The sequence below is a fragment of the Streptomyces sp. NPDC051662 genome (assembly GCF_040681655.1).
Classification (GTDB): Bacteria; Actinomycetota; Actinomycetes; order Streptomycetales; family Streptomycetaceae; genus Streptomyces.
This window is the reverse complement of record NZ_JBFAZD010000019.1, coordinates 118,053-137,535: the sequence shown is the minus strand read 5'-3', so window position 1 is coordinate 137,535 and position 19,483 is coordinate 118,053. Positions and strand designations below refer to the sequence as shown.

Here is a 19,483-nt window from a genome sequence, read left to right as displayed (position 1 = left end):
AAGATCATCCCGTTTCCCCTTTGGCGCGTATCTCGGTCACACCCCCTATGGCCCCGGTGCGCTCGGTACGTGGCGTGTTGAGGACGTCGGTGACGATCACCCGCACGCCGCTGTGCCGGGTCTGCCGGGTCTGCCGGGCGAGATGGTCGGGAGAACTGGTGAGCGCCAGGGGCAGATAGGCGGCCCCCGCCATGCCGGAACCAGCGGGCATCGATCTCCCGGCCATCCGCCAGCGTGTGCCGGCCCGGCCCTTCGCCCGGGACGAAACCCGCCCGGAGCAGGGCCCTCTGACTCGCCGTGTTGTCCACCTCCGTGCCCGCCCGTACGGTGTCCAGCCCCACGTGGGCGTGCGCGAGGAGCGCCCCCGCCCCGAACAGCTCCGCGCCCAGCCCCTGTCCACGGGAATGGGGCGCCAGCCATCCACCGACCACACCCTCGCCGACCGCGAGGGTGAGGCAGCCCGCGTATCTGCCGTCGTCCAGGCGCACGGCGACCAGCACCACCGAATCCTCCTGCCGCTGCGGTTCGCACGGCCGGATCAGGTCCCCGGGAAGTGACGACAGCGAGATACGTCGGTCGCCGGGACGCATCTCGGTCAGCGCCTGTCTGACCCGGGGATCCGCCACCACCTGCTGGGGAGTGAACCCCAGCCACCGCTGGGCCTGTTCGTCCGACGCGGCTGCCTTGGCCGCCGCCAGGTCCAGCAGGATGTCAGGTGTATAGAGCAGCAGACGCTCGGTGCGGATGGTGTGCCGATGGTGCCCGCACGGACCGGGGATCGGAAGGATGACCTCCGCCCGTGTGCGCCGTCGAGGTCATCCATACCGGCCGTGTCAGGCCGTGCCGGACGCACCGCGTCCCGCGATGAGCAGGCGGTAGCCCTAGTCCATGAACCCCCGGTCAAGCAGGTCCGCGGTGCCTTGTGGATCAGCAGACCGTGCAGCCTCGGCGGAGGACAGCCACTGGGTGGCGAGGTTGGTGACTATCGCTCCACCCTTGTCGCTCAGATGGATGTGGTCGACGAACAGTTCGAGTCCGTTGTCGTGGGCTACTTCGTCCCAACTGTGTCCGAGCAGGTAGTACTTGGTGGCCGCCAGGTAGGCCATGGTGAAACTGAAGTCGTAGGCAGGCCGGTCGTCCTGGTGCTGGAGACGGTCGGTGAACCTCTCGTTCACGGGTACGTAGTCGACCTTGGTACGGATGGCGATCTCCTTGATCGCGGCGTTGTAGTCGCGGAGTGTGCGGTTGATCGGGGCATCGAGGTCCTCGCCGAGCGGGGGCAGGGACATCAGGGCGATGCGGGCGGAGGTCTTCTCGCCGACGCGGCTGACGATCGCGGCGAGGTTGTCCCGGAATTCCTCCGGAGGTACGCCGTCCCGGACGTCGTTGGTGCCGATGAGGAGGGTGACCATGTCCGGGTCGCAGGCCACGATGTCGCTGTCGACGCGCCCGCGCAGGCCCGCGCTGGTGTTGCCGTTCTCACCGGCGTTGACGAACGTGTGGCCGCGGAACTCGGGGATCTCGTTCAGGTCGCCGACCCAGTCCCGGCCGAGACTGCCCTGGGTCATGCTCGCTCCGGCCGCGACGACCACCGGGCCGCTGCCCCTTGGGCGACCGTCTGCACAGGCATCGGCGGGCGGGTTGGTGGGGGAGCGCACGAAGGTCACGTAACCGACGGTGCAGGCGGCACCCAGCATGGCCAGCACCAGCGTGCACAGGGTGATGACGATCCGCTTCTTCGTGAACAGTCGTTTCATGGTCAGTCCCCCAGGGCGATGGTGGGGCCGACGTTGTCCGCGTCGGCCGGCGTGGCGAGGATGGCGCATGAGGTGCTGCCCGGTGCCGCCGGTCGGCCGAGAACAGGGACGCGCACGATAGCCCTCCAGATCAACAGGGGTTAGTGAACACTAGCCCCCAGGCTGCGCTAGTTTTCACTAACCTGTCAAGTGGAGAGGGGAGGGTGGCGATGAGCACACGGGAGCGGATCCTCGACGCGGCTGCGGACATCCTGCGCACCCGCGGTGTCGTGCACGCCACGACAAAGGAGATCGCGCAGGCGACAGGCGTGTCGGAGCCCACGCTGTACAAGTACTTCGGGGACAAGGAGAGGCTGCTGCTCGCTGTCCTTGAGGAAAGGGTGCCCGGCCTGTCCCGCGTCTCGGTCCGTCCGGGGGCGGGCGACATCGAGGAGAACCTTGCCGAACTCGCCCACGCGGTTCTGCACTTCTACCAGCGGTCGATTCCGATGCTGGGCGCGCTCCTGGCGGACCCTCAGCGCATGGCGGCACACCGGGTGGCGATGAGCCGGCACGGCGGCGGGCCCGAGAAGGCGGTGGCCGGCTTCGCCGCCTACCTGCGGGCCGAGCAGGACCTCGGTCGCATCGTCGAGGACGCAGACCCGGAGTCGGCCGCGGCTCTGCTGATCGGCGCCTGCTTCCAGGAGGCGTTCCTGCGTTACTACGCCCAGGGCCCGGACGCTGAGGCCGCCCCACGCTCCCACGCCGAGGCTCTCGTCCGTGCGGTGGTCAGACCACTGCTGTGAACCGCCGCGGCTCCGGTGCCGTCACCGACGGTGGCGCGTCGCGGGCCGTCGCCGGCCGCGGCGACATCGCCCGATCCGACGCGGAGCGGGTGCGTAGGATCGCCGACATGGCACTGCGACCTGTTCAGGTGAACATAAAGGCTCTCGACGACTCGGCGGTCGGCCGGTTCTGGGCGGAGGCGCTCGGCTGGATTGCTGCCGGCGGAGGATCCGGCGTGACCACCTACGTTGGTCCCGTCGGCGGCGACGTGTGGCCTGACCCGGTCGCCGTCTGCGTCGATATCGTCACCGTCCCGGAAGCCAAGACTCCAACAAAGAACCGTGTGCACCTCGATCTCGCCACCACCTCCCCGGCCCATCAGGCGGAGTTGGTCGCGCGCCTCCAGGCCCTCGGTGCGACGCCCGCCGACGTGGGCCAGGGCGAAGTGCCGTGGACGGTCCTCGCCGACCCCGAGGGCAACGAGTTCTGCGTGCTGGAGCCTCGGGAGATCTACCGGGACACCGGGCCGATCGCCGCGGTGGTGGTCGACTGCGTGGATCCGCGGGCCATGGCCCGGTTCTGGGGCGAGGCGATGGACTGGACCCTGCACGAGGTGACCGACGATCAAGCGGTGTTGCGCTCCGCCAAGGGTGTCGGCCCGTATCTGGAGTTCCTCCGCACACCCGACGTGAAGACCGTGCCGGACCGCGTCCATCTTGACCTGCTGCCGTATCCCGGTGACGACAAGGCGGCGGAGGTGGCCCGGCTGCGGGCCCTCGGCGCCACCGACCTCGACCTCGGCCAGGGCGACGTCCCGTGGACGTGCCTGACCGACCCGGAGGGCCACGAGTTCTGCGTCCTCGCCCCGTCCTGACGCGGAGCCTGGCCGACACCCGACATATGAGCCTTGTGTGCTCACGCACCATGCCCCCGGGTGGGTCGGGGGCCCCGGGCGTCTCCGTCCGTTCGAGCGGCCCGGCTGCCGGTGTTGGTTTCCGCCTGTCCTGCCACGCCGCAAACGAGTCGTGGCAGGTGGATAGGATCCCCCGGTGAGCGGCAAACGGGTTTGGGAGAGCGCGCGCCGGAGGGACAAGCCGACGGCGGTCATCATCGGGGCAGCCAATCTGCTGATGAGCAGCGTGCTCATCTTGATGATGATCGGCGCACTACCGTTCTACGAGCCCATGACCCGTGAGCAGGAAATGGCAGCTCAGCATTCTGCCATCCCGATCTTCGGTGGCTGGATCGCGGCCGGACTCGTGCTGTCCCTCGTCCTGGGCATGCTGCGCACCGCGTTGAGCCACCTCACCACCATGCTTCTTCCACCCGCTGCCCTGATTCTGATCTTGCTGGCACTGGAGGCCCGCTGAGGCCCGCCCGTATGGGCCGCACACGCCGACGTCGAGCTTCGGAACAGAGCCGACGTTGGGCGGTCGCCGGCCTGATCCGCGTAGCAGCACATCTCCGACCGGCGGTTCCGCATCCGCGCGACCGGCCCGTGGACCATTCACTCTCATGATCCGCCGGACAGTTCCTACACCCCCGGGTCCGGCTTCCAGTCCTGGACGAGGAGGCCGAGCAGCACCTCGTCCAGGAACTCGCCCATCACCCAGGCCGAGGAGCGCAGCACGCCTTCGCGGACGAAGCCGTTGCGCTCGGCGGAGCGCAGCATCGCGGCGTTGTCCGACAGCGTCTCGATCTGCAGCCGGCGCAGGCCGCGCACGACGAAACCGTAGTGACACAGCACCGCGACCACATCGGTTCCGTAGCCCTTGCCGCGGGAGGACGGCAGCAGCCCCAACCCGATGTGCGCGGACCGGTTGTGGTTGTCGATGTCCCACAGCGTCGCGGTGCCGACCAGGGCGCCGCCGTCCAGCTCCACCACGGAGAACGGGACGTGCCCCTCCTCCGTGTCGTCCACGACGAGCCGCGAGTCCTTCGAGCCGGGCGTGATCGGCCGCCACGGCCGGCCATCGGCCCGCGAGGCGTTGACCACGTCGTCGTAGAGCTCGGCCCGCAGGATCGGAATGTCATCTTCGTGCCGGGCCCTGAGCCCTACCTTGCTGCCCTTTAGCATGCGAGCTTCCTATCCGAACGAACTGGCCGACGGCAAACCAATAAGTCAGGCCTTAGGAACTGAGCAGGTGTGGCCATGCAGGTCGAGAGCGCTTGAGGCCCCTGATCGCGCCGGGTCCGGACCGTGTGGCGTCCGGCCCGGACCCGGCACTCTCGGCAGCCGGGCCCGGTCTCCAGGTGTCCAGGTGTCCAGGTGTCCACGATGAAGGGGAGTCCTCACAGGTAGGTTGAGCCGTCGTCCGAGACAAGCTGGAGCGGACAGTCCGGCCCCGCCGCACATGCGCCGGGGTCAGAACCGGCGCCCGCGATTCTTACGCGCCCGCTGCCGGGGCATCAAGGCCGCGTTCATGGCGGTCGACGGCTTCCCGTACAGCGTTGACGAAGCCGTTCCAGAAGTGCTCCTGGTGGGCGGTGCCCACGCCCGCGGTCTGCCTGCGGGTGACCGCTCCGTCGAAGTTCCCGAACATCGCCTTGCGCAGTTCGGTCGAAATCTCCAGCTGGGCCCCGCCTCCGGTCCGGGTGCGGTTGACGATGTTCCTCGGGTCGTCGCCGTTCAGCGGAGTACCGGGGGGCGCGAGGGTGACTGTCACGTCCCGGGCCGGGTCGGTGTTTCCGGACGTGAGCCCGTACTTGGCGAAGGCGTCCCTCAGGTTCCGCATCAGCCGCTGGTCCGCGCCGCCGATGAGTATCTGCTTGGCCGCGCCGACGTCCGGGGCGAAGCCGTGCAGGGAGACCGCGTACAGATTGTTGCCGCACACGGCCAGTGCTGCCGGGTCGTCGCAGCCGGTCGATGTGACATGAAGCCCTGGGGCGGAGGTCAGGGCTTCGAACATCCAGTAGTCCCGCTGAGGCACTCCCGCCAGCGGAGCCGGGAGGGTGGTCCCGGCCCCGATGAGCGAGTAGCCCGCGATGGCGAGGCACAGTTCGCTGGTGCCCGCCTCGATGCCACCACCGTGCGGCGCGAGGACCGCCGTACTGCGGACGGGTTCGCTCGTGCCGCTCGCGTTGTCGAGAAGCTCGGTCCGCGCGCCGCAGCGGAAGCGCCGCACCCAGTCGACGCCTTCGCTGTCCTTGAACTTGGCGCTGCTGTACAACTCGCTGTTCTTGGCGAACTCGTCGGCGGTCGTGGCCGCGACCGCGGTACCGCTGTTCCCGGCAAGGTTGTTGAGGACCGGCAGACCGACGGCCGCGGCGGCTACGGAGGTGAGGATGCCACGTCTATGAATGGGTTTCATACGCTGATCATTCCCGGCGTTCGCGGGTGTTCTCCGCGCGAGCGGAGGTGAGTCATCCCACTACTCATGGACGGCGCGGGTGCGGCCGTGCCCGCCGCGGGAGCGGACCTGAGGTGTACGCGAAGCCCCCGCTCCACCGATCACCTGGTCCAGACCGCTGACCAACGGCCGGCCGAAAGCAGCGGGGAGCGCCGCGTCAACGAGGTCGCGGCCTGGATGGCCTTGTGGCTTGTTCAGAGCCGTGGGCGGATGAGTCCGATGAGCTTGGTCATGGTCGGACGGTCGGACTCGTCCGTCACGCTGGTGACGACCTGGAGCGTGCAGGCTCGGTCATCGATGATGAATTCGGCAATATTGCCGGAGCCGAAGTTGATTTCATCGGGGCCGGAGGACGACTTCCCCGGTACGGCTGTACCGGGCGAGCCGATGCTCAGTGTGATGGAGTGGTAGGTGTCGGGGTTCTCCCACAGACACACGCTCTCCCCAACCCCGGCATCGGGTCTACCACCATCGTTCTCGCCGATGATCGGCGTGACTTCCTCAGGCTTGAGCAGCGTGCACGCGTCGACCTTCTTGGCCGGCGCCGCGGCATCGGGGCAGACCACGAGCCGATCCCCGGTGCGTGGGCCGCTCCGAGTGAACATGACCATCAGCGCAACGAGGAAGAGGACGGCAAAGGTCCCGGCCAGAAGGAGCCCGGCGACGGATCCTTGGAACAAGCCCACGATCACGCTCCCGATGCGGTTCGCTCTGAGCACCTGGTTCATTGACAACCCCGAATAGCGATCGCCGCTCCCGCTGCGCTGTCGGACGTTGTTGCGGAGGGAGGCGTCTGCTTGTAGCCGGACGGCATTGCCTCCAGAGCCTCGCGCGCCGCATGGTGGGGGACTGGCGGGACATGGGAGCGGGGGCGCATGAGTGAATCGACGTGGGCGCAGCGGAGGATCTCAACGAGTGGCAGGACCTTACGGATACCCAGGGCGCTCCTCGCACTTGCCCTTGCCGATCTCGTCTGGGAAGTCGTCAAAGCGAACCTTGACGACCAAGTCCGTAGGGAGTGGCCATGGCGATTTACTGTGCTCGACGCGTCTGCCTGTGCGGCTATCGTCGCTCTGCTGACAGGAATCATCGTGGCTCGGGCGCAGCTGTCCCTGACCATGCAACCTGTTCTGAGCTGGTCGGCCGGCCCAGGTGGCAGCCGTGAAGTGGCTGACTCTCTTCGGACGGTCACCTTGATAAACGCGGGCGGCGGTCGGGCCGTTGTCCACTCAGTGGCCTACCGGATCCAAGCAACCCCGCAGGACGCGGACCGGGCCGAGGTCCCGTCCGGCTGGATTTCCTGGCACGCCGCGGTCGACGCGCTCGCATCCCTCGGCCTTGACCGGGATCAGGACTTCTTTCTCCTGCACCTCGATTCCGGAGCGGCGATCCCTCTGTCGAGCAGCACACGTGAAGGCATGGAACTGCTCGCGCTGGGTCCCCGTTCCCTTGGGCAGTTGTCGGCCCTCGACATCCGAGTCCGAGTAGCGGATGTGCTGGGCGACGTTCACGAACGACATCTGCAGTGCATCCGTCCACGGCCCGTGACCCGTGACAGTTCGAATTGACGTACTCCGTCGGCGGATCGGCGGATCGGCGGATCGGCGGACGATGGCGTCGACGACTTTCAGCATGAAGTCTCGACCTCGACCTCGACCTCGACCGCCGGGCGCGGATCGCGGCGATCCGTGCAGCCCCGGAACCTGGACGCCCTGCTTACGCGTTCGCTCGACGGGTCTATGACGGAGGAGAACATTGCCGGGTCAGAGCTTCCCGCCTGAGCGGGCGATAGGCCGCGGGGCCGACTGGTACCGCGGGGACTGCCATGTCCACTCCGTCCATTCGGACGGCGAACTCACACCCGATCAGTTGGCACACCGTGCCCGAGACGCGGGGCTCGACTTCATCGCAACTACGGAACACAACTCCGCTGAGGGGCACGGTGCTTGGGGATCCCTGGCGCGGGACGATTTCCTGATCGTGCTGGGCGAAGAAGTGACCACCAGGACCGGGCATTGGCTCGCCCTCGGTATCCGGCCCGGACAGGTTGTCGACTGGAACTACCGAGCCGGGGACGGGCTGATCGATCAGTTCCTGAACCAGGTCCATGAGGCCGGAGGTCTCTGCGTGGCCGCCCACCCGCACGCGCCCTATCCCTCGGGCGACTTCATGTACCCCTTCTCGGGCTTCGACGTGGTTGAGGTGTGGAACGGGCTGTGGACTTCGGACCGGCCGTGGAACGCCGACAACGAGGCCGCTCTGGCCGAGTGGGGACGGAGTCTGGCTGTTGATATACGCACCACCGGTACGTGGCGGCCGGCCATGGGCAATAGTGACACGCACTTGGAAGGGCAGCTGGGCATCCCCCATACCGTGGTCTTCGCCGAGGAGCTGAGCACGCGGGCGATTCTGGACGGGATCCGCTCGGGCCGCAGCTGGGTGGCTGAATCGGCAGCCGTGGAGGTGTCGTTCACCGCCGGCGTCGAGGGTCGCAGTGCAGGGGTGGGCGAACAACTCGCGACTCTCGGCAGGCCGGTTGCCGTGCAGGCACGCGTACGCGGCGTGCCGTCGGCGACCGTCAGCTTCCGCACTGATCGAGGGACGGTTGCTCGGGAGTCCTTGCCCAGCCACGGAACAGGTATCGCGCAGTGGAGGACGACGGCGGAGGACTCGGTGTTCGTGCGCGCCGAGGTTCGCCATCCCTCCGGGTACGTCGCCGCACTCACCAACCCGATCATCCTGACCTGACGGCTGCTCAGGGGTGGCGGCGTGGCGTCGGCCGCGGGACTGGACCCCGTCCGGCGCCTGGCCCCGCCTGCACGCCGCTCTGTTGACGGAGCCGCGCGGGGCGGACCTGATCGTCTACGAACGTCGCGCGGACCTCCACCAGGGCCTGCTCCAACTGACCTGCGGCCTCATCCGCCTCCGTCGCCCGCGAAACTCCTTCTGAAACGATCAGTAAGCGGCGGGTGTTGGATATCAGCTCTGGGGGAACGCGCGGGGACCTGGATGATCAATTCCAAGGGTACGACTGAGCGTTGCGTCTGGCGGCTGAGGGCTTGAATCGGCGGCTCCTCGTGCTCCAGCGGTTCTATGTGCTCCCGTCGGCTGATTCTGACTCCTCCTGAGTGATGACATGGATGCGCCCGGCGGTTGACGCCCGTGGGGGCAGTGGTGAATGAGACTTGAACTCCGTTGCTTGAATGGGGAGTTCAAGTGGATCGATGGGATCGGGCTGGGCAGGTCGCGGCGTATGGGGCAGCGCTGGCGCTGACGCCTTACCTGCTGATCAAGGTGTCGTGGGTGGTCGGTTCGCTCTTGGGGCTGCTGCCGGTCGGGACCGGGTTCGGCAAAGCGGAGTGGGTGGTACTCAACAGCGCCACGATCGGTATGGCAGGGATCGGGATCGCGGTGGCCCTCGCGCTGGTGCGGCCGTGGGGGATGCGCATACCGGCAGTGCCGTTGGCTTTCTGTGCTTGGGTCGGGACGGGGTTCCTCGTCCCGGTGTTGCCGTACGCCGTTCTCAGTTCGCTGCTGGGCTCGGAGGATGGCAATCCGAAGAGCGGGAGTGACGCAGGCCCGTCGATGCCGGCCTGGGAGGCCGCGCTGGTTCAGATCGGGTTTGTAGGCATGGGGCTGGGTCTGGCCATCGCCCTGCCCACGTACCTGCGGCGGCGCTGGCCGGACGCGTTCGCGGGTCGGCTCGGGGACGGCGGAGAGGACTCGCCAAGGGCGCTGCCATGGATGGCCGTGGTCGGCGCCGCCGTCGGTCTTATCTGGCTGTACTGGGCGGTGGGCGGCACCGCAGGGCTCGCCCACCGCGGCGAGCGGGACCTCGCTTGGCGTGTGCTGTCCGGCGTCTTCGGGGTCTGGGCCTTCGTGGCGTCCGCCGCTACCTGCGCTGCCGTCCGAGGCCGGCCCGCACGAGTCCCTCGATGGGGTCCGATGGTGCTCGGCTGGCTCGGCTCGGGCTCGTTGTTCGCCTGGAGCGGCTGGAAGCTTCCGTTCACCCTGTACCTGGCGGTCGCGCAGCCGGCCAATGCGGCCCTGCCGGAAAACCTCGCGCTCGCGGCGGTCCTGCACCTTGCAGCAGTGGGGGCGGGCGCCGCAATGCTGCGAGCGCTCGTTCGTACGCGGCTGGTGTCATCGAACTCGTAGCCGCCCCTCTCCCGCGTGCCTCGCTCGGCAGGCTGAGCGCTTCAACGGACGAAAGGCACCAGGTGAAGCGCTCAGCCACACAAGGGGTGCTCGCGAAGACGAGAACGAGGGCGCCCAAGACCATCGTGTGACGAACAACCTGGACACCCTCGCGACAGCACGGTAGGCGGCGACCGACGATCCACTGAAACGCTCTGGGTTTCGTGGGGGACACCGGCTTTCGGTTACTGCCTGTGCTGGCTGTCAGTGTCCGCCCAGCCCCGGGAGGCAGGTTCCGTCGGCTGTGCGGCCGATGACCTCCGCATCGGCTTCGCCCGTACTGTCGACGGTGCCATTGACGCACACCCGGCCCTCACCTCCGTCGACCAGTACATCGCGAAGGGGTTTGGACAAGTCCCCTCGTATTTCGATCTGTTCCGGTCGCACCCCGAGGGCGCCGGCGGCCGTGACGCGGAGATCCCCTTCCGTGGCCCCGGCGCTCACGAGCTTCCTCAGGGCCGTGGCCAGTGCCTCCGCCTTCGGCGCGGCCTCCTCCTTCTGCTCCGCGGTAATCGACATCGGCTCGCGGTATGCGTGGTTCTCCGCCAAGCGCTCGTTCCAGTCGAACGTGATGCACGTAGAGGGCGTCGCCCGCCGTTCCTCGGGAAGCGGACAGTAGCCCTTCGCGGCCGAGGGGGCCGGCGGTTCCGGATCCGCGCATCCGGCCGTCACGGCGGCGGCCAGGACCAGGAAAGGGACAGCCGCGTATCGGTGTGCGAGTCGTCTCTGTGGCATGACCCGATCATGCCGGGTCGCTGTGCATCTGTACTCACTTTCGAGGACCGGACGCAGCTATGGCCGGGCAGGTTCTGGGCGTCATTCGTGATGGCCGGGGGTCGGCGTCAGAAGAACGTGGGTCGGCGCGTGACGTAGGGCTCTTCGAGCGAGTTGGTCTCCTCGGCGGTGAGCTTGATGTCGAGCGCGGCGACGGCGTCGGCGAGGTGGTGCGGCTTGGTCGCGCCCACGATCGGGGCGGAGACCACCGGGTTGTTCAACACCCAGGCCATCGCAACCTGCGCCATCGACACACCGCGGGCCAGGGCGATGCGCTGGACGGCCTCGACGATGGCCCGGTCGCTGTCGAGGAAGATCGGCCGGTCCTGCTGGTCGACCGTCCGGTTGAGCTCCGCGCGCTGCGTGGAGCGTTCGCCCCAGGGGCGCGTGACCAGTCCACCGCCCAGAGGGCTCCACGGGATGCTTCCCACGCCCTGATCGGCGAGCAGGCCGAACATCTCGCGTTCCTCCTCGCGGTGGATCAGGCTGTACTGGTCCTGCATGGAGACGAACCGGGTCCACCCATGGGCCTGCGCGGCATGCTGCATCTTGGCGAACTGCCAGGCCCACATCGACGAAGCACCGATGTAGCGGGCCTTGCCCGCCTTGACCACATCGTGCAGCGCCTCCATCGTCTCCTCGACCGGTGTCTGCGGGTCGAACCGGTGGATCTGGTAGAGATCAACGAAGTCGGTGCCCAGGCGCCGCAGCGAGGCGTCGATCTGCTCCATGACGGCCTTGCGGGACAGACCCGCCCCGCCCGGACCCTGGTGCATCGGCGCCCACAACTTGGTGGCCAGAACGATGTCCTCACGCTGGGTATATTTACGCAGCGCCCGCCCGACGATCTCCTCCGAGGTGCCCAGGCCGTAGATGTTCGCGGTGTCCCAGAACGTGATGCCGAGCTCGACGGCCCGGCGGAAGATCGGCTCGGCCGCGTCGTCGTCGAGCACCCAGGTCATCCTCTTGGCGGGGTCGCCGAAGCTCATACAGCCCAAGGCGATCCGGCTGACCTTGAGCCCTGACGTGCCCAGTCGTGTGTACTCCATGACGCGCTCCTCGGTGATATGGACCTGTGTACGTGCTCAGAAGGCGGCTGCCTTCCCCTCCACCGTGGCACGAACTGCCCTTCCATGGCCTTCCACCAGGGGGTTTCCGCTGTTACAGGTACTGCCAGGACCCCTCAGGCACGCAGAAACGGACCTATCGTGGTAGGCATGGACGCCCGCACCGAGTTCCGCGACTTCCTCACCTCCCGCCGCGCCAAGATCACCCCCGAACAAGCCGGGCTGCCCACCAGCGGCGGAAACCGTCGGGTGACCGGTTTGCGCCGTGAGGAGGTCGCTCTACTGGCCGGTGTCAGCGCCGACTACTACATCAAGCTCGAACGCGGCAACGCGCGCGGCGTCTCCGACAGCGTCCTGGAAGCCCTCTCCCGCGCCCTTCACCTCGACGAGGCCGAACGCGCCCACCTGTTCGACCTGGCCGCCGCCGCCAACTCCAGCACCTGGACGCGGACACCCACGCACACCCCCAAGCCCCACGTGCGCCCCAGTACCCAGCGCATCCTGGACTCCATGTCCACCACCCCGGCCTACGTACGTAACCGCCGTCTGGACATCCTGGCCACCAACCAAGTCGGCAAAGCCCTCCTCGCCCCGATCCTCGCGGCCCCGCGCCGGCCGCCCAACGTAGCCCGCTTCATGTTCCTGGACCCCACGGCCACCGACTACTACCCCGACTGGGAACGCATGGCCGCCGGCACCGTCGCGATCCTGCGCGCCGAAGCCGGGCGCGACCCCCACGACAAAGCCCTGATCGAGCTGGTCGGAGAGCTTTCCACCCAGAGCGACCTGTTCCGCACCCGCTGGGCCACCCACAACGTCCTCCAGCACCACGGCGGCGTCAAACGAATCCACCACCCCGTCGTCGGCGAACTCACCCTCAGCTACGAAGCCCTGGAACTACCCGCAGACACCGGACTGACCATCATGGCCTACAGCGCCGAACCCGCCACACCCGCGGGCGATGCCCTGAACCTGCTGGCCAGCTGGGCCGCCACCATGGATGAGAACAACATCTCCGGTTCGGAGTCTCATTCCACTTCCGCGCCATGGCCCGGCACCTCCGCTTAAGAGCGAGCGCGTTCTCGTCCGCTGAATGGCCTGCCTGGTGCCATTCTCAGGTTCACATCCGAATGCCCGGGTTGACCTCCGGCCGCGTATGGAGGGCGCCGAGCCGGGACAGGGCCCGGGGCGCCGCCACCGTAGCCAGTGCCCAACCGCCGCGTACGAACGCACTCCGGCCGCTACCGCGCGGGCCGCCGCTATGGACGAGGCGGGGATCGACGCGCAAATCCTCTCGCACGCGTGCCCCGGCCCCGAGATCCTTGAGCCGTCGATCGCGGGCGATCTGACCAGGCAGGCGAACGACAAGGCCGCTCGTCAATTCCTGGACCACATGCCTATCAACCCCGGCGACAAGGAGAAGATCGCCCACCTCAACGCCGAGCGCCTCCTCAGGCTCTGAAGGCGTTCTTGGAGATCCGCCCGCACCGGGGCCCGTCGCCGCCTCCATGACGCACGACCGGGCCCGGCGGATCCAGCAATTCCGGCTCGTCATGGGCTACGCGCCGCGACAACTGCCCGTTTCCGTCCTGGTCGATCCACGGCGATCGGTTACCCGCGAATGGCGTCGCGGCCCGCTCGTTCGTCACGCCGGCGTCGCCTGGAAACGGTTGGCTTCCTCGGACCTCCCGTAAGTAGCTTGGCATCTGCCCGATCCTCGCTCACCAGGGAGTTTCCATGTTCGAAGACATCCGGGGCCTTGCTCCAGAGCGTGCTGCGCGGCTCGCCTCCCTGGTCAAGGGTTGCCGGCCGTTGCTGGAGCAGGGCAGCGGCATGGAAGCGGTTCAGCAGTTGCTGCGAGATCGCGGCACAGGTGTCATCGACGCGGTCGCCGTGACACGCGAACTGCTCGGAGCCGGGCCGGGATCCCTGGCCGAGGCCAAGACGATCGTGCTGTCGAGTGCCGCCAGGTCCACCGAACTACGGGTTCACCAACAGTTCGTGGACGGTATCGAGCAGGCGACGGACGTCGGTGACGCCATCCTTCAGCAGGCCCCGTCCCGCGGCGACAACATCAAGATCGTCGCTATCGACGGCGCCGGCGGGTCAGGAAAGACCACCTTGGCCGCCGCCGTGGCCGGATATATCGGTGACTGCGTCGTCATCCCCTGCGATGACTTCTACCGTCCCATGCCCGACCACGAGCGCGAGCATCTTGACGCCGAAGAGGGCTACCACCGCTACTTCGACTGGCAGCGTCTCCGCGCTCAGGTCCTGGAGCCCTTGCGGGCCCATCAGGCCGCCCGCTACGAGACCTACGATTGGGCCACCGGGCAACTCGGGGGCTGGCGGGAGATCGTTCCCCGGAGCGTGGTGATCGTGGAAGGGGTCTACTCCGCCCGCCCGGAGCTGTCCGCCTACTACGACCTCACCGTCTATGTCGACACCCCACGCGAGATCTGCCTACAACGGCTGCGGGAACGCGCCCAGGACTCAGAGGAGTGGATCAGTCGTTGGCGGGCTGCCGAGGACTACTACATCAACACCACGCAGCCCCGGACGAGAGCCGCACTCGTCGTCAAGAGCGGCTGAGCCGAGGGGAAACCGCGATCACCGAGAACATCGGCGGGCTTCCCACGCCTCATACCCTCGCCGGAGGCCGATTGTCCGATGACGTGGTCACCGGCGGACACCAGGGCCGAGGTGGCCGACCCGTCCGCCTACGAGGACTTCCACGCCAACCAGTTGGCCAGCCTGCCCGGCATGGCCACAGTGACCAGCTACGTCACGATGAAGACGCTTTCGTCGGACACCGCATGACGCTCCCGTCCTGACCACGGTGTACCGGGGGACCGGCGGACGGACGGCGGCGGGCGGGTCAGACGGTGATAGTGCCGCGGATGCAGACGGTGGCGGCGCCGCTTACCCAGACGGTGCCGTTCCCATCGGCTGTGATCTCGATGCTGGCGGCTCGGCCCAGCCTGGTGCCCTGGGAGACCCGGTAGGTGGAGGGTGCTGCGCCGGTGCCGGTGAGCCATTGCCCGACGCCGGCGTTCATGCTGCCGCACGCGGGGTCCTCGGGCACCCCGGCACCGGGGGCGAAAGTGCGCATCTCGAAGTTGTGTCCGGATCCATCGGGGTAGGCCCCGATCGCGCCGATCATCGCGTCCGGGATGAGGGACAGGTCGGGTTCGAGGGCGAGGACCTCCTCGGCGGTGCGCAGTTGGAGCACGGCCCAGCCGGGTCCGTTGTCGACCCACTGGTGGGCCACGACGCGGTCGCGCGTGATGCCGAACGCGGCGACGATCCGGTTCAGATAGGTGTCATCGAGCGCGCCTTCGCGGACCCGAGGCGGCGCGGCGAAAGACAGAGTGTCCGTGCCGCGGCGCACGGTGACCAGGCCGGCGGCGCACTCCTGCACGATGTGGTCGGTGTGTTGCGGAGTGCCGCCATCGTCCAGCCAGGCGCGCGCGGAGCCGAGGGTGGGGTGTCCGGCGAACGGCAGTTCGTCCTGGGGCGTGAAGATGCGCAGCCGGTAGTCCGCCTCCGGGGTGGTGGGAGGCAGTACGAACGTGGTCTCGGACAGGTTCGTCCAGCGCGCCAAGCGCCGCATCTCCCCGTCGGTCAGGTCCGTCCCGTCCAGGACGACCGCAACCGGGTTGCCGCTGTAGGCGACCGTGGAGAACACATCGACCTGCGCGAACGAGCGGGTGTGCGGCATGGTTATCGAGAGCCTCTCGGTAGCGGCTGCGGGGGATTCCGCCCTTTCCACCTGTCGGCGGGAAGCAGGTCCATCCCACCGTGAGCTCAAGCGATCGGAACAGAGCCAGTGGCGGCAAAGTGGACTGATTAACCGTGTCTTGAAGACGAGTCGGGCACCGCTTCCACCGCTGGGGCGTGTTGCGAAAGTGGTGCCGTCCCCCCCCCCCGCCGGGCGCCGCGAGCCAGGCGGGACGCGCCGTACCACCGGACGGCCCCGACGCCGTCGTCACCGCCGGGGTCGAGGTCGGCCGACCGTGTCGTGTCCAGGCTGTCCACGGGTGTCCGGCGTCGCGTGGTCATCCGCCGAGAAATCGCAGTAGCTCGCCGGTGACGAACCGGGGGTTCTCTTCGACGAGCCAGTGCCCGGCGTTCGGCACGTCCACCGCCCGTACGATGTTGGTCATGCGCGGGGCCACCGTGCCCTGGATCGCGTTGAGCTGTCCTTGGGCGGTCATGAGCAGCGCCGGGACACGCACCGGAGCTGCTGCCACGGTGTCGCGGACGTCTTTGTCGAGGGCGCGGTAGAGCTCGAAGCCGCCCGACAGGACCTTGGGCCGGCTGTAGGTTCGTGCGTACTCGTTGATCTCGGCGCCGGTGAACGGGGAGCGGTCGGAGGTGCCGCCGAATGCCGTGCCACCGAACGCGACCTGGGGATAGAACAGTGCCAGGTACGCGCGGACATCGTCGCCTACGACCGCCTCGGGGACCCGTCGCTGGGAGTGAAAGGCGATGTGCCAGCTCAGGGAGCGGTAGGTGGGTGCGTCGATCGCGGGCCCGGGCAGCGGCAGGTCGAGGTAACCGAGGCGTGCGGTGTCTTCGGGGAACTGGCCGGCGTACTGGAATGCCACCGCGGCCCCGAGGTCGTGTCCGATGACCCGCGCGTCGCTCACGCCGAGCGGTCGGCGATCAGCGTGTGCACGTACCGCGCCAGCGTGGCTTTGTCGTAGCCGGTCGGTGAGCCGGTGCTGTCGCCCAGTCCGGGAAGGTCGACGGCGTAGACGGTGTGGTGCTTGGCGAGTTCCGGCATGATCGGCCACGGCCGGTCGTGCAACGCGTCACCGGGCGGCCGGCCCACAACCATCGTGGTGAGGCGGGCATTCGGCTGCGGGCCGCTGGCTGTCGGTCTGGCCGCGTAGACCCGTCCCGGACGCGACCGCGTCGGTAGGCGCTCAGTCTTGCCAGGCACCCCCTCACCTGGCACGGGATCTTGCGGTTACGGCAAGACGGCCCGATGGATCGCAAGACGGACGGTCAGCCGGCTCCCGACTCAACGCAACCCGGGGCATGGTCCGCGTTCCCGAACCGATGGGTGAGACCGGCCACGCCCAGGAGCGGACGGAGTGGACCCGGCGACCACGACGACACGACCTTTCGACAACAGGGCCTCTTGCTCCTCGCTTTGCTCCTTGCTTTGCTCCTCGCCGGACTCGGCAACCGCGAGCTACCACGTGGTCTCAGAGGCTGTGGTGACGGGGGAGGATGAGGCCATGGCGATATGCAAGAAGTGCGGTGTGCAAAAGCGTCGTTGGCCCCGTTCCTGCTCCCGATGCCGTTCTGGGCCGGAGCGGGCGGACTCGGCCGCGGATGCCGTGGAGTTCGCCGCGGAGGTAGGACTGCTCGGCATGATCGGGCGAGGGATCACAAGCGTGATACGGCTGGCACTGCGCGCGCTCAGCTGATCGACGGGCCCCGGGACCGGTTACCAAGCCCACCGGCGGCCCCCCGCCGTGATCGCCCCGGCTCCGGGCCCGTCGTTCCGCGGGTGCCCGCCTGCACGTCCGGACCAGCGGTCGGCGGCCCGGCTTCGTAAGGCGATGATCCTCCACCCGGCACCGGGCAGGCTCGCGCCGCTTTCGTCTCCCCGCGGCTACGACCGCGACAAGTACCGAGTCTTCACTCCATGTGAGAGCAGTCGGAATCAGGGTCACGCGTGATGGCGATCACGTCGTCGAGCCGGTCGCGCACAGCGAGCAGATCGGTGACCCGCTGGTCGATGCGGACACGCTCGGCCACCAGTTGGTCCAGGAGCGCCGGGGACGGTTCACCCGAGTCCACGCACGGCAGCACCTGGCGGACCACTCTGCTCGGGAGGCCCGCGGCGTACAGCTGTTGGATCAGCCGGACTCGGCGGATGGCGGTGTCGGGGTAGTGCCGCTGGCCGCCGGGGCTGCGGCGCGCCTGGAGCAGATCCTGTTCCTCGTAGTAGCGCAGTGCCCGTACGCTCACTCCCGCCTTGTCGGCGACCTCACCGATGCGCACCGGTCCTCCTCTGCTCGGGCGGCCCGCCCGACTTGCACCTGACGCCAACGTGAGGTTCTAGCGTAGTGGGCGTCGGCGCTCGCCGAGCATTCACCCCATTGATCTCATGGACGGCCGGTTCAGGCCGCGTGGAAAGGCAGAACGTCATGCGCGCAGTCCGCTATCACGAGTACGGCGGTGTGGAGACCCTGGTGGTCGAGGAGGTGCCGGACCCACATCCCGGGCCCGGCGAGATCCGCGTCCGCGTCGCGGCGGCCGGCGTCAATCCCGTCGACTGGAAGGTGCGTTCCGGCGCGGTGCGCGAGGTGCTCCCCGTGGACCTGCCCGCGATTCCTGGGCGTGAGGCCGTCGGTGTGGTCGACGAGACCGGTGAGGGCGTGCGGGGGGTGAGCATCGGCGACCGTGTCTTCGGGCTGGGCGGTGTCACCGGCGCGACAGCGGAGTTGGCGGTGCTCTCGGCCTGGGCCCACGCGCCCACCACGTGGACCGACGAGGAGGCCGCCGGCGCCGGTCTGGCATCCGTGACAGCGATGGGCGGGCTGAAGGCGCTCGGGCCCCTGCGGGGGCGCACCCTTCTCATCGAGGGCGCCGCCGGAGGAGTGGGCAGTGCCGCGGTCGAGATCGCGGTGGCTCAGGGCGCCACCGTGATCGGGACGGCCGGCGAGCGCAACCACGAGTTCCTCACCTCCCTCGGAGCCGTTCCCACCACCTATGGCACCGGCCTCATGGAGCGCCTCGCCACCCTGGCTCCGGACGGTGTCGACATCGCGCTCGACACCGCGGCCTCCGGGTCCCTGGCCGATCTCATCGCGATCGTGGGCGACCCCGCTCGTGTGTCGACGATCGCTGACCACGCCAACGCGCATCGACTGGGTGTGCGTCTGGCCAACGCGGAGAACGACTCCACGCTCCTGACAGAAGCAAGCGAACTCGGCCGGCAGGGCCGCTACACACCGCGCATCGAGCGGACCTACCCGCTCGAACGGATCGCGGATGCGCACGCGTACGCCGAGCGCGGACACACGCGGGGGAAGATCGTGGTCCGCGTCTGAGTCTGTCCCACTGTTCAGGGCTTCCCGCGGCTTCGGCCGCGGGAAGTGGTCGTCCCGGCCCAGCGCGAGGCCCGCCGCACGGTGCGAGTACGAGAACCGCGTCAGCACCCTCGCCCCCCGACCGCACAATTATCCGCTTCATCCGCTGACGTATGGCGGCGGGGGAGACGTCGGGCGACGAGGGCACAGCCCTGCGAGACGCATGTCCAGATGGCGCTGAACTGCTCACCCAGGCCCAGCAACACGGCCGTTCCAGGCGTCCGGTACGACCGCGTCGCCGTCGCCGGTCCGCATGATGCCGCAGAGCGCCCGGATCAGGGCCATGATGTCCCCCTCGTCGGAGGCGCTGACCGTGGCGACGGCCTTGATCCGGTGCTCGGTCGCGGACGCGGCGACCGTGCAGCCGCCGGGTGCGGGCCGTCGGCGGGCTGGTCGGGGGGAGTACAGATATCCCGCGAGCTTAAGGCCCGCGCTGTCGAAAGTGACGTCGGTACGCATCG

23 protein-coding genes and 2 pseudogenes are annotated in these 19,483 nt (G+C 68.4%); 11 read left to right on the top strand and 14 right to left on the bottom strand.

From position 1 onward, the window contains the following. Positions 1 to 4: 4 nt before the first annotated feature. From AB0M67_RS28480 to AB0M67_RS28470, 3 genes and pseudogenes are all read right to left on the bottom strand, one after another. Positions 5 to 211, bottom strand: coding sequence for a hypothetical protein (locus AB0M67_RS28480; protein WP_365750004.1), 207 nt, complete (start codon positions 209 to 211; stop codon positions 5 to 7). A 109-nt stretch (positions 212 to 320) separates the two neighbouring features. Continuing rightward, positions 321 to 698, bottom strand: a pseudogene (locus AB0M67_RS28475) (N-acetyltransferase); the annotation flags it as partial. Positions 699 to 881: 183 nt separating this feature from the next. Next, complete coding sequence (locus AB0M67_RS28470; RefSeq protein ID WP_365750001.1) at positions 882 to 1,757, bottom strand: SGNH/GDSL hydrolase family protein; 876 nt, start codon at positions 1,755 to 1,757, stop codon at positions 882 to 884. 209 nt (positions 1,758 to 1,966) lie between these two features. Here AB0M67_RS28470 and AB0M67_RS28465 point away from each other — a divergent pair, with 209 nt between their 5' ends. From AB0M67_RS28465 to AB0M67_RS28455, 3 genes are all read left to right on the top strand, one after another. Next, entirely contained in the window at positions 1,967 to 2,542 is a 576-nt protein-coding gene (locus tag AB0M67_RS28465) for a TetR/AcrR family transcriptional regulator (RefSeq protein ID WP_365749999.1), read from the top strand. 107 nt (positions 2,543 to 2,649) lie between these two features. Further along, positions 2,650 to 3,396, top strand: a complete 747-nt coding sequence (locus AB0M67_RS28460) for a VOC family protein (RefSeq protein WP_365749997.1) — start codon at positions 2,650 to 2,652, stop codon at positions 3,394 to 3,396. A 175-nt stretch (positions 3,397 to 3,571) separates the two neighbouring features. Next, positions 3,572 to 3,892 (top strand): hypothetical protein, encoded by a 321-nt coding sequence (locus AB0M67_RS28455; protein ID WP_365749995.1) that lies wholly within the window; start codon positions 3,572 to 3,574, stop codon positions 3,890 to 3,892. Between the two features lie 164 nt (positions 3,893 to 4,056). Here the strand turns inward: AB0M67_RS28455 and AB0M67_RS28450 are convergent, their stop codons facing one another. The 4 genes from AB0M67_RS28450 to AB0M67_RS28435 all read right to left on the bottom strand — a co-directional run bounded on the left by AB0M67_RS28450 (position 4,057) and on the right by AB0M67_RS28435 (position 7,506). Continuing rightward, positions 4,057 to 4,599, bottom strand: coding sequence for a GNAT family protein (locus AB0M67_RS28450; RefSeq protein ID WP_365749993.1), 543 nt, complete (start codon positions 4,597 to 4,599; stop codon positions 4,057 to 4,059). Positions 4,600 to 4,909: 310 nt separating this feature from the next. Continuing rightward, the gene (locus tag AB0M67_RS28445; protein ID WP_365749991.1) at positions 4,910 to 5,833 is read right to left on the bottom strand and encodes a poly-gamma-glutamate hydrolase family protein; all 924 of its coding nucleotides are present in this window, start codon (positions 5,831 to 5,833) and stop codon (positions 4,910 to 4,912) included. 233 nt (positions 5,834 to 6,066) lie between these two features. Further along, the gene (locus AB0M67_RS28440) at positions 6,067 to 6,600 is read right to left on the bottom strand and encodes a hypothetical protein (RefSeq protein ID WP_365749989.1); all 534 of its coding nucleotides are present in this window, start codon (positions 6,598 to 6,600) and stop codon (positions 6,067 to 6,069) included. Positions 6,601 to 7,101: 501 nt separating this feature from the next. Then, positions 7,102 to 7,506 carry a hypothetical protein gene (locus AB0M67_RS28435; RefSeq protein ID WP_365749987.1) on the bottom strand — a complete coding sequence of 135 codons (405 nt, stop codon included), beginning with the start codon at positions 7,504 to 7,506 and terminating at the stop codon, positions 7,102 to 7,104. A gap of 121 nt (positions 7,507 to 7,627) precedes the next feature. Here AB0M67_RS28435 and AB0M67_RS28430 point away from each other — a divergent pair, with 121 nt between their 5' ends. From AB0M67_RS28430 to AB0M67_RS28420, 3 genes and pseudogenes are all read left to right on the top strand, one after another. Continuing rightward, positions 7,628 to 8,620: a CehA/McbA family metallohydrolase gene (locus AB0M67_RS28430; RefSeq protein ID WP_365749985.1), complete on the top strand. Its 993-nt coding sequence runs from the start codon at positions 7,628 to 7,630 to the stop codon at positions 8,618 to 8,620. Between the two features lies 1 nt (position 8,621). Continuing rightward, positions 8,622 to 8,723 (top strand): annotated as a pseudogene (locus AB0M67_RS28425) (IS5/IS1182 family transposase); the annotation flags it as partial. 365 nt (positions 8,724 to 9,088) lie between these two features. After that, the gene (locus AB0M67_RS28420) at positions 9,089 to 10,030 is read left to right on the top strand and encodes a hypothetical protein (RefSeq protein ID WP_365749983.1); all 942 of its coding nucleotides are present in this window, start codon (positions 9,089 to 9,091) and stop codon (positions 10,028 to 10,030) included. Between the two features lie 243 nt (positions 10,031 to 10,273). Here the strand turns inward: AB0M67_RS28420 and AB0M67_RS28415 are convergent, their stop codons facing one another. Continuing rightward, positions 10,274 to 10,804 carry a precorrin-3B C(17)-methyltransferase gene (locus AB0M67_RS28415; RefSeq protein WP_365749981.1) on the bottom strand — a complete coding sequence of 177 codons (531 nt, stop codon included), beginning with the start codon at positions 10,802 to 10,804 and terminating at the stop codon, positions 10,274 to 10,276. 107 nt (positions 10,805 to 10,911) lie between these two features. Beyond that, the gene (locus AB0M67_RS28410; RefSeq protein ID WP_365749979.1) at positions 10,912 to 11,892 is read right to left on the bottom strand and encodes an aldo/keto reductase; all 981 of its coding nucleotides are present in this window, start codon (positions 11,890 to 11,892) and stop codon (positions 10,912 to 10,914) included. A gap of 168 nt (positions 11,893 to 12,060) precedes the next feature. On the opposite strand from AB0M67_RS28410, the gene AB0M67_RS28405 reads away from it, so the two are divergent. The 4 genes from AB0M67_RS28405 to AB0M67_RS28390 all read left to right on the top strand — a co-directional run bounded on the left by AB0M67_RS28405 (position 12,061) and on the right by AB0M67_RS28390 (position 14,730). Next, positions 12,061 to 12,978, top strand: coding sequence for a helix-turn-helix transcriptional regulator (locus AB0M67_RS28405; protein WP_365749977.1), 918 nt, complete (start codon positions 12,061 to 12,063; stop codon positions 12,976 to 12,978). Between the two features lie 193 nt (positions 12,979 to 13,171). Further along, the gene (locus tag AB0M67_RS28400) at positions 13,172 to 13,372 is read left to right on the top strand and encodes a hypothetical protein (RefSeq protein WP_365749975.1); all 201 of its coding nucleotides are present in this window, start codon (positions 13,172 to 13,174) and stop codon (positions 13,370 to 13,372) included. A gap of 275 nt (positions 13,373 to 13,647) precedes the next feature. After that, positions 13,648 to 14,502, top strand: a complete 855-nt coding sequence (locus tag AB0M67_RS28395) for a hypothetical protein (protein WP_365749972.1) — start codon at positions 13,648 to 13,650, stop codon at positions 14,500 to 14,502. A 78-nt stretch (positions 14,503 to 14,580) separates the two neighbouring features. Beyond that, on the top strand, positions 14,581 to 14,730 hold the full coding sequence (locus tag AB0M67_RS28390; protein WP_365749969.1) for an Lrp/AsnC ligand binding domain-containing protein: 150 nt from the start codon (positions 14,581 to 14,583) through the stop codon (positions 14,728 to 14,730). 58 nt (positions 14,731 to 14,788) lie between these two features. Here AB0M67_RS28390 and AB0M67_RS28385 read toward each other — a convergent pair whose 3' ends face one another. From AB0M67_RS28385 to AB0M67_RS28370, 4 genes are all read right to left on the bottom strand, one after another. Continuing rightward, complete coding sequence (locus AB0M67_RS28385) at positions 14,789 to 15,631, bottom strand: PhzF family phenazine biosynthesis protein (protein WP_365749967.1); 843 nt, start codon at positions 15,629 to 15,631, stop codon at positions 14,789 to 14,791. Positions 15,632 to 15,968: 337 nt separating this feature from the next. Next, complete coding sequence (locus AB0M67_RS28380) at positions 15,969 to 16,562, bottom strand: alpha/beta hydrolase (RefSeq protein WP_365749965.1); 594 nt, start codon at positions 16,560 to 16,562, stop codon at positions 15,969 to 15,971. Then, complete coding sequence (locus AB0M67_RS28375; protein ID WP_365749963.1) at positions 16,559 to 16,747, bottom strand: alpha/beta fold hydrolase; 189 nt, start codon at positions 16,745 to 16,747, stop codon at positions 16,559 to 16,561. The genes AB0M67_RS28380 and AB0M67_RS28375 overlap by 4 nt, the downstream gene beginning before the upstream one ends. Before the next feature lie 818 nt (positions 16,748 to 17,565). Then, complete coding sequence (locus tag AB0M67_RS28370; protein WP_365749961.1) at positions 17,566 to 17,931, bottom strand: MerR family transcriptional regulator; 366 nt, start codon at positions 17,929 to 17,931, stop codon at positions 17,566 to 17,568. Positions 17,932 to 18,077: 146 nt separating this feature from the next. Here AB0M67_RS28370 and AB0M67_RS28365 point away from each other — a divergent pair, with 146 nt between their 5' ends. Then, positions 18,078 to 18,983 carry an NADP-dependent oxidoreductase gene (locus tag AB0M67_RS28365; protein ID WP_365749960.1) on the top strand — a complete coding sequence of 302 codons (906 nt, stop codon included), beginning with the start codon at positions 18,078 to 18,080 and terminating at the stop codon, positions 18,981 to 18,983. 225 nt (positions 18,984 to 19,208) lie between these two features. Here the strand turns inward: AB0M67_RS28365 and AB0M67_RS28360 are convergent, their stop codons facing one another. Continuing rightward, on the bottom strand, positions 19,209 to 19,481 hold the full coding sequence (locus AB0M67_RS28360) for a hypothetical protein (protein WP_365749958.1): 273 nt from the start codon (positions 19,479 to 19,481) through the stop codon (positions 19,209 to 19,211). Positions 19,482 to 19,483: the final 2 nt, after the last annotated feature.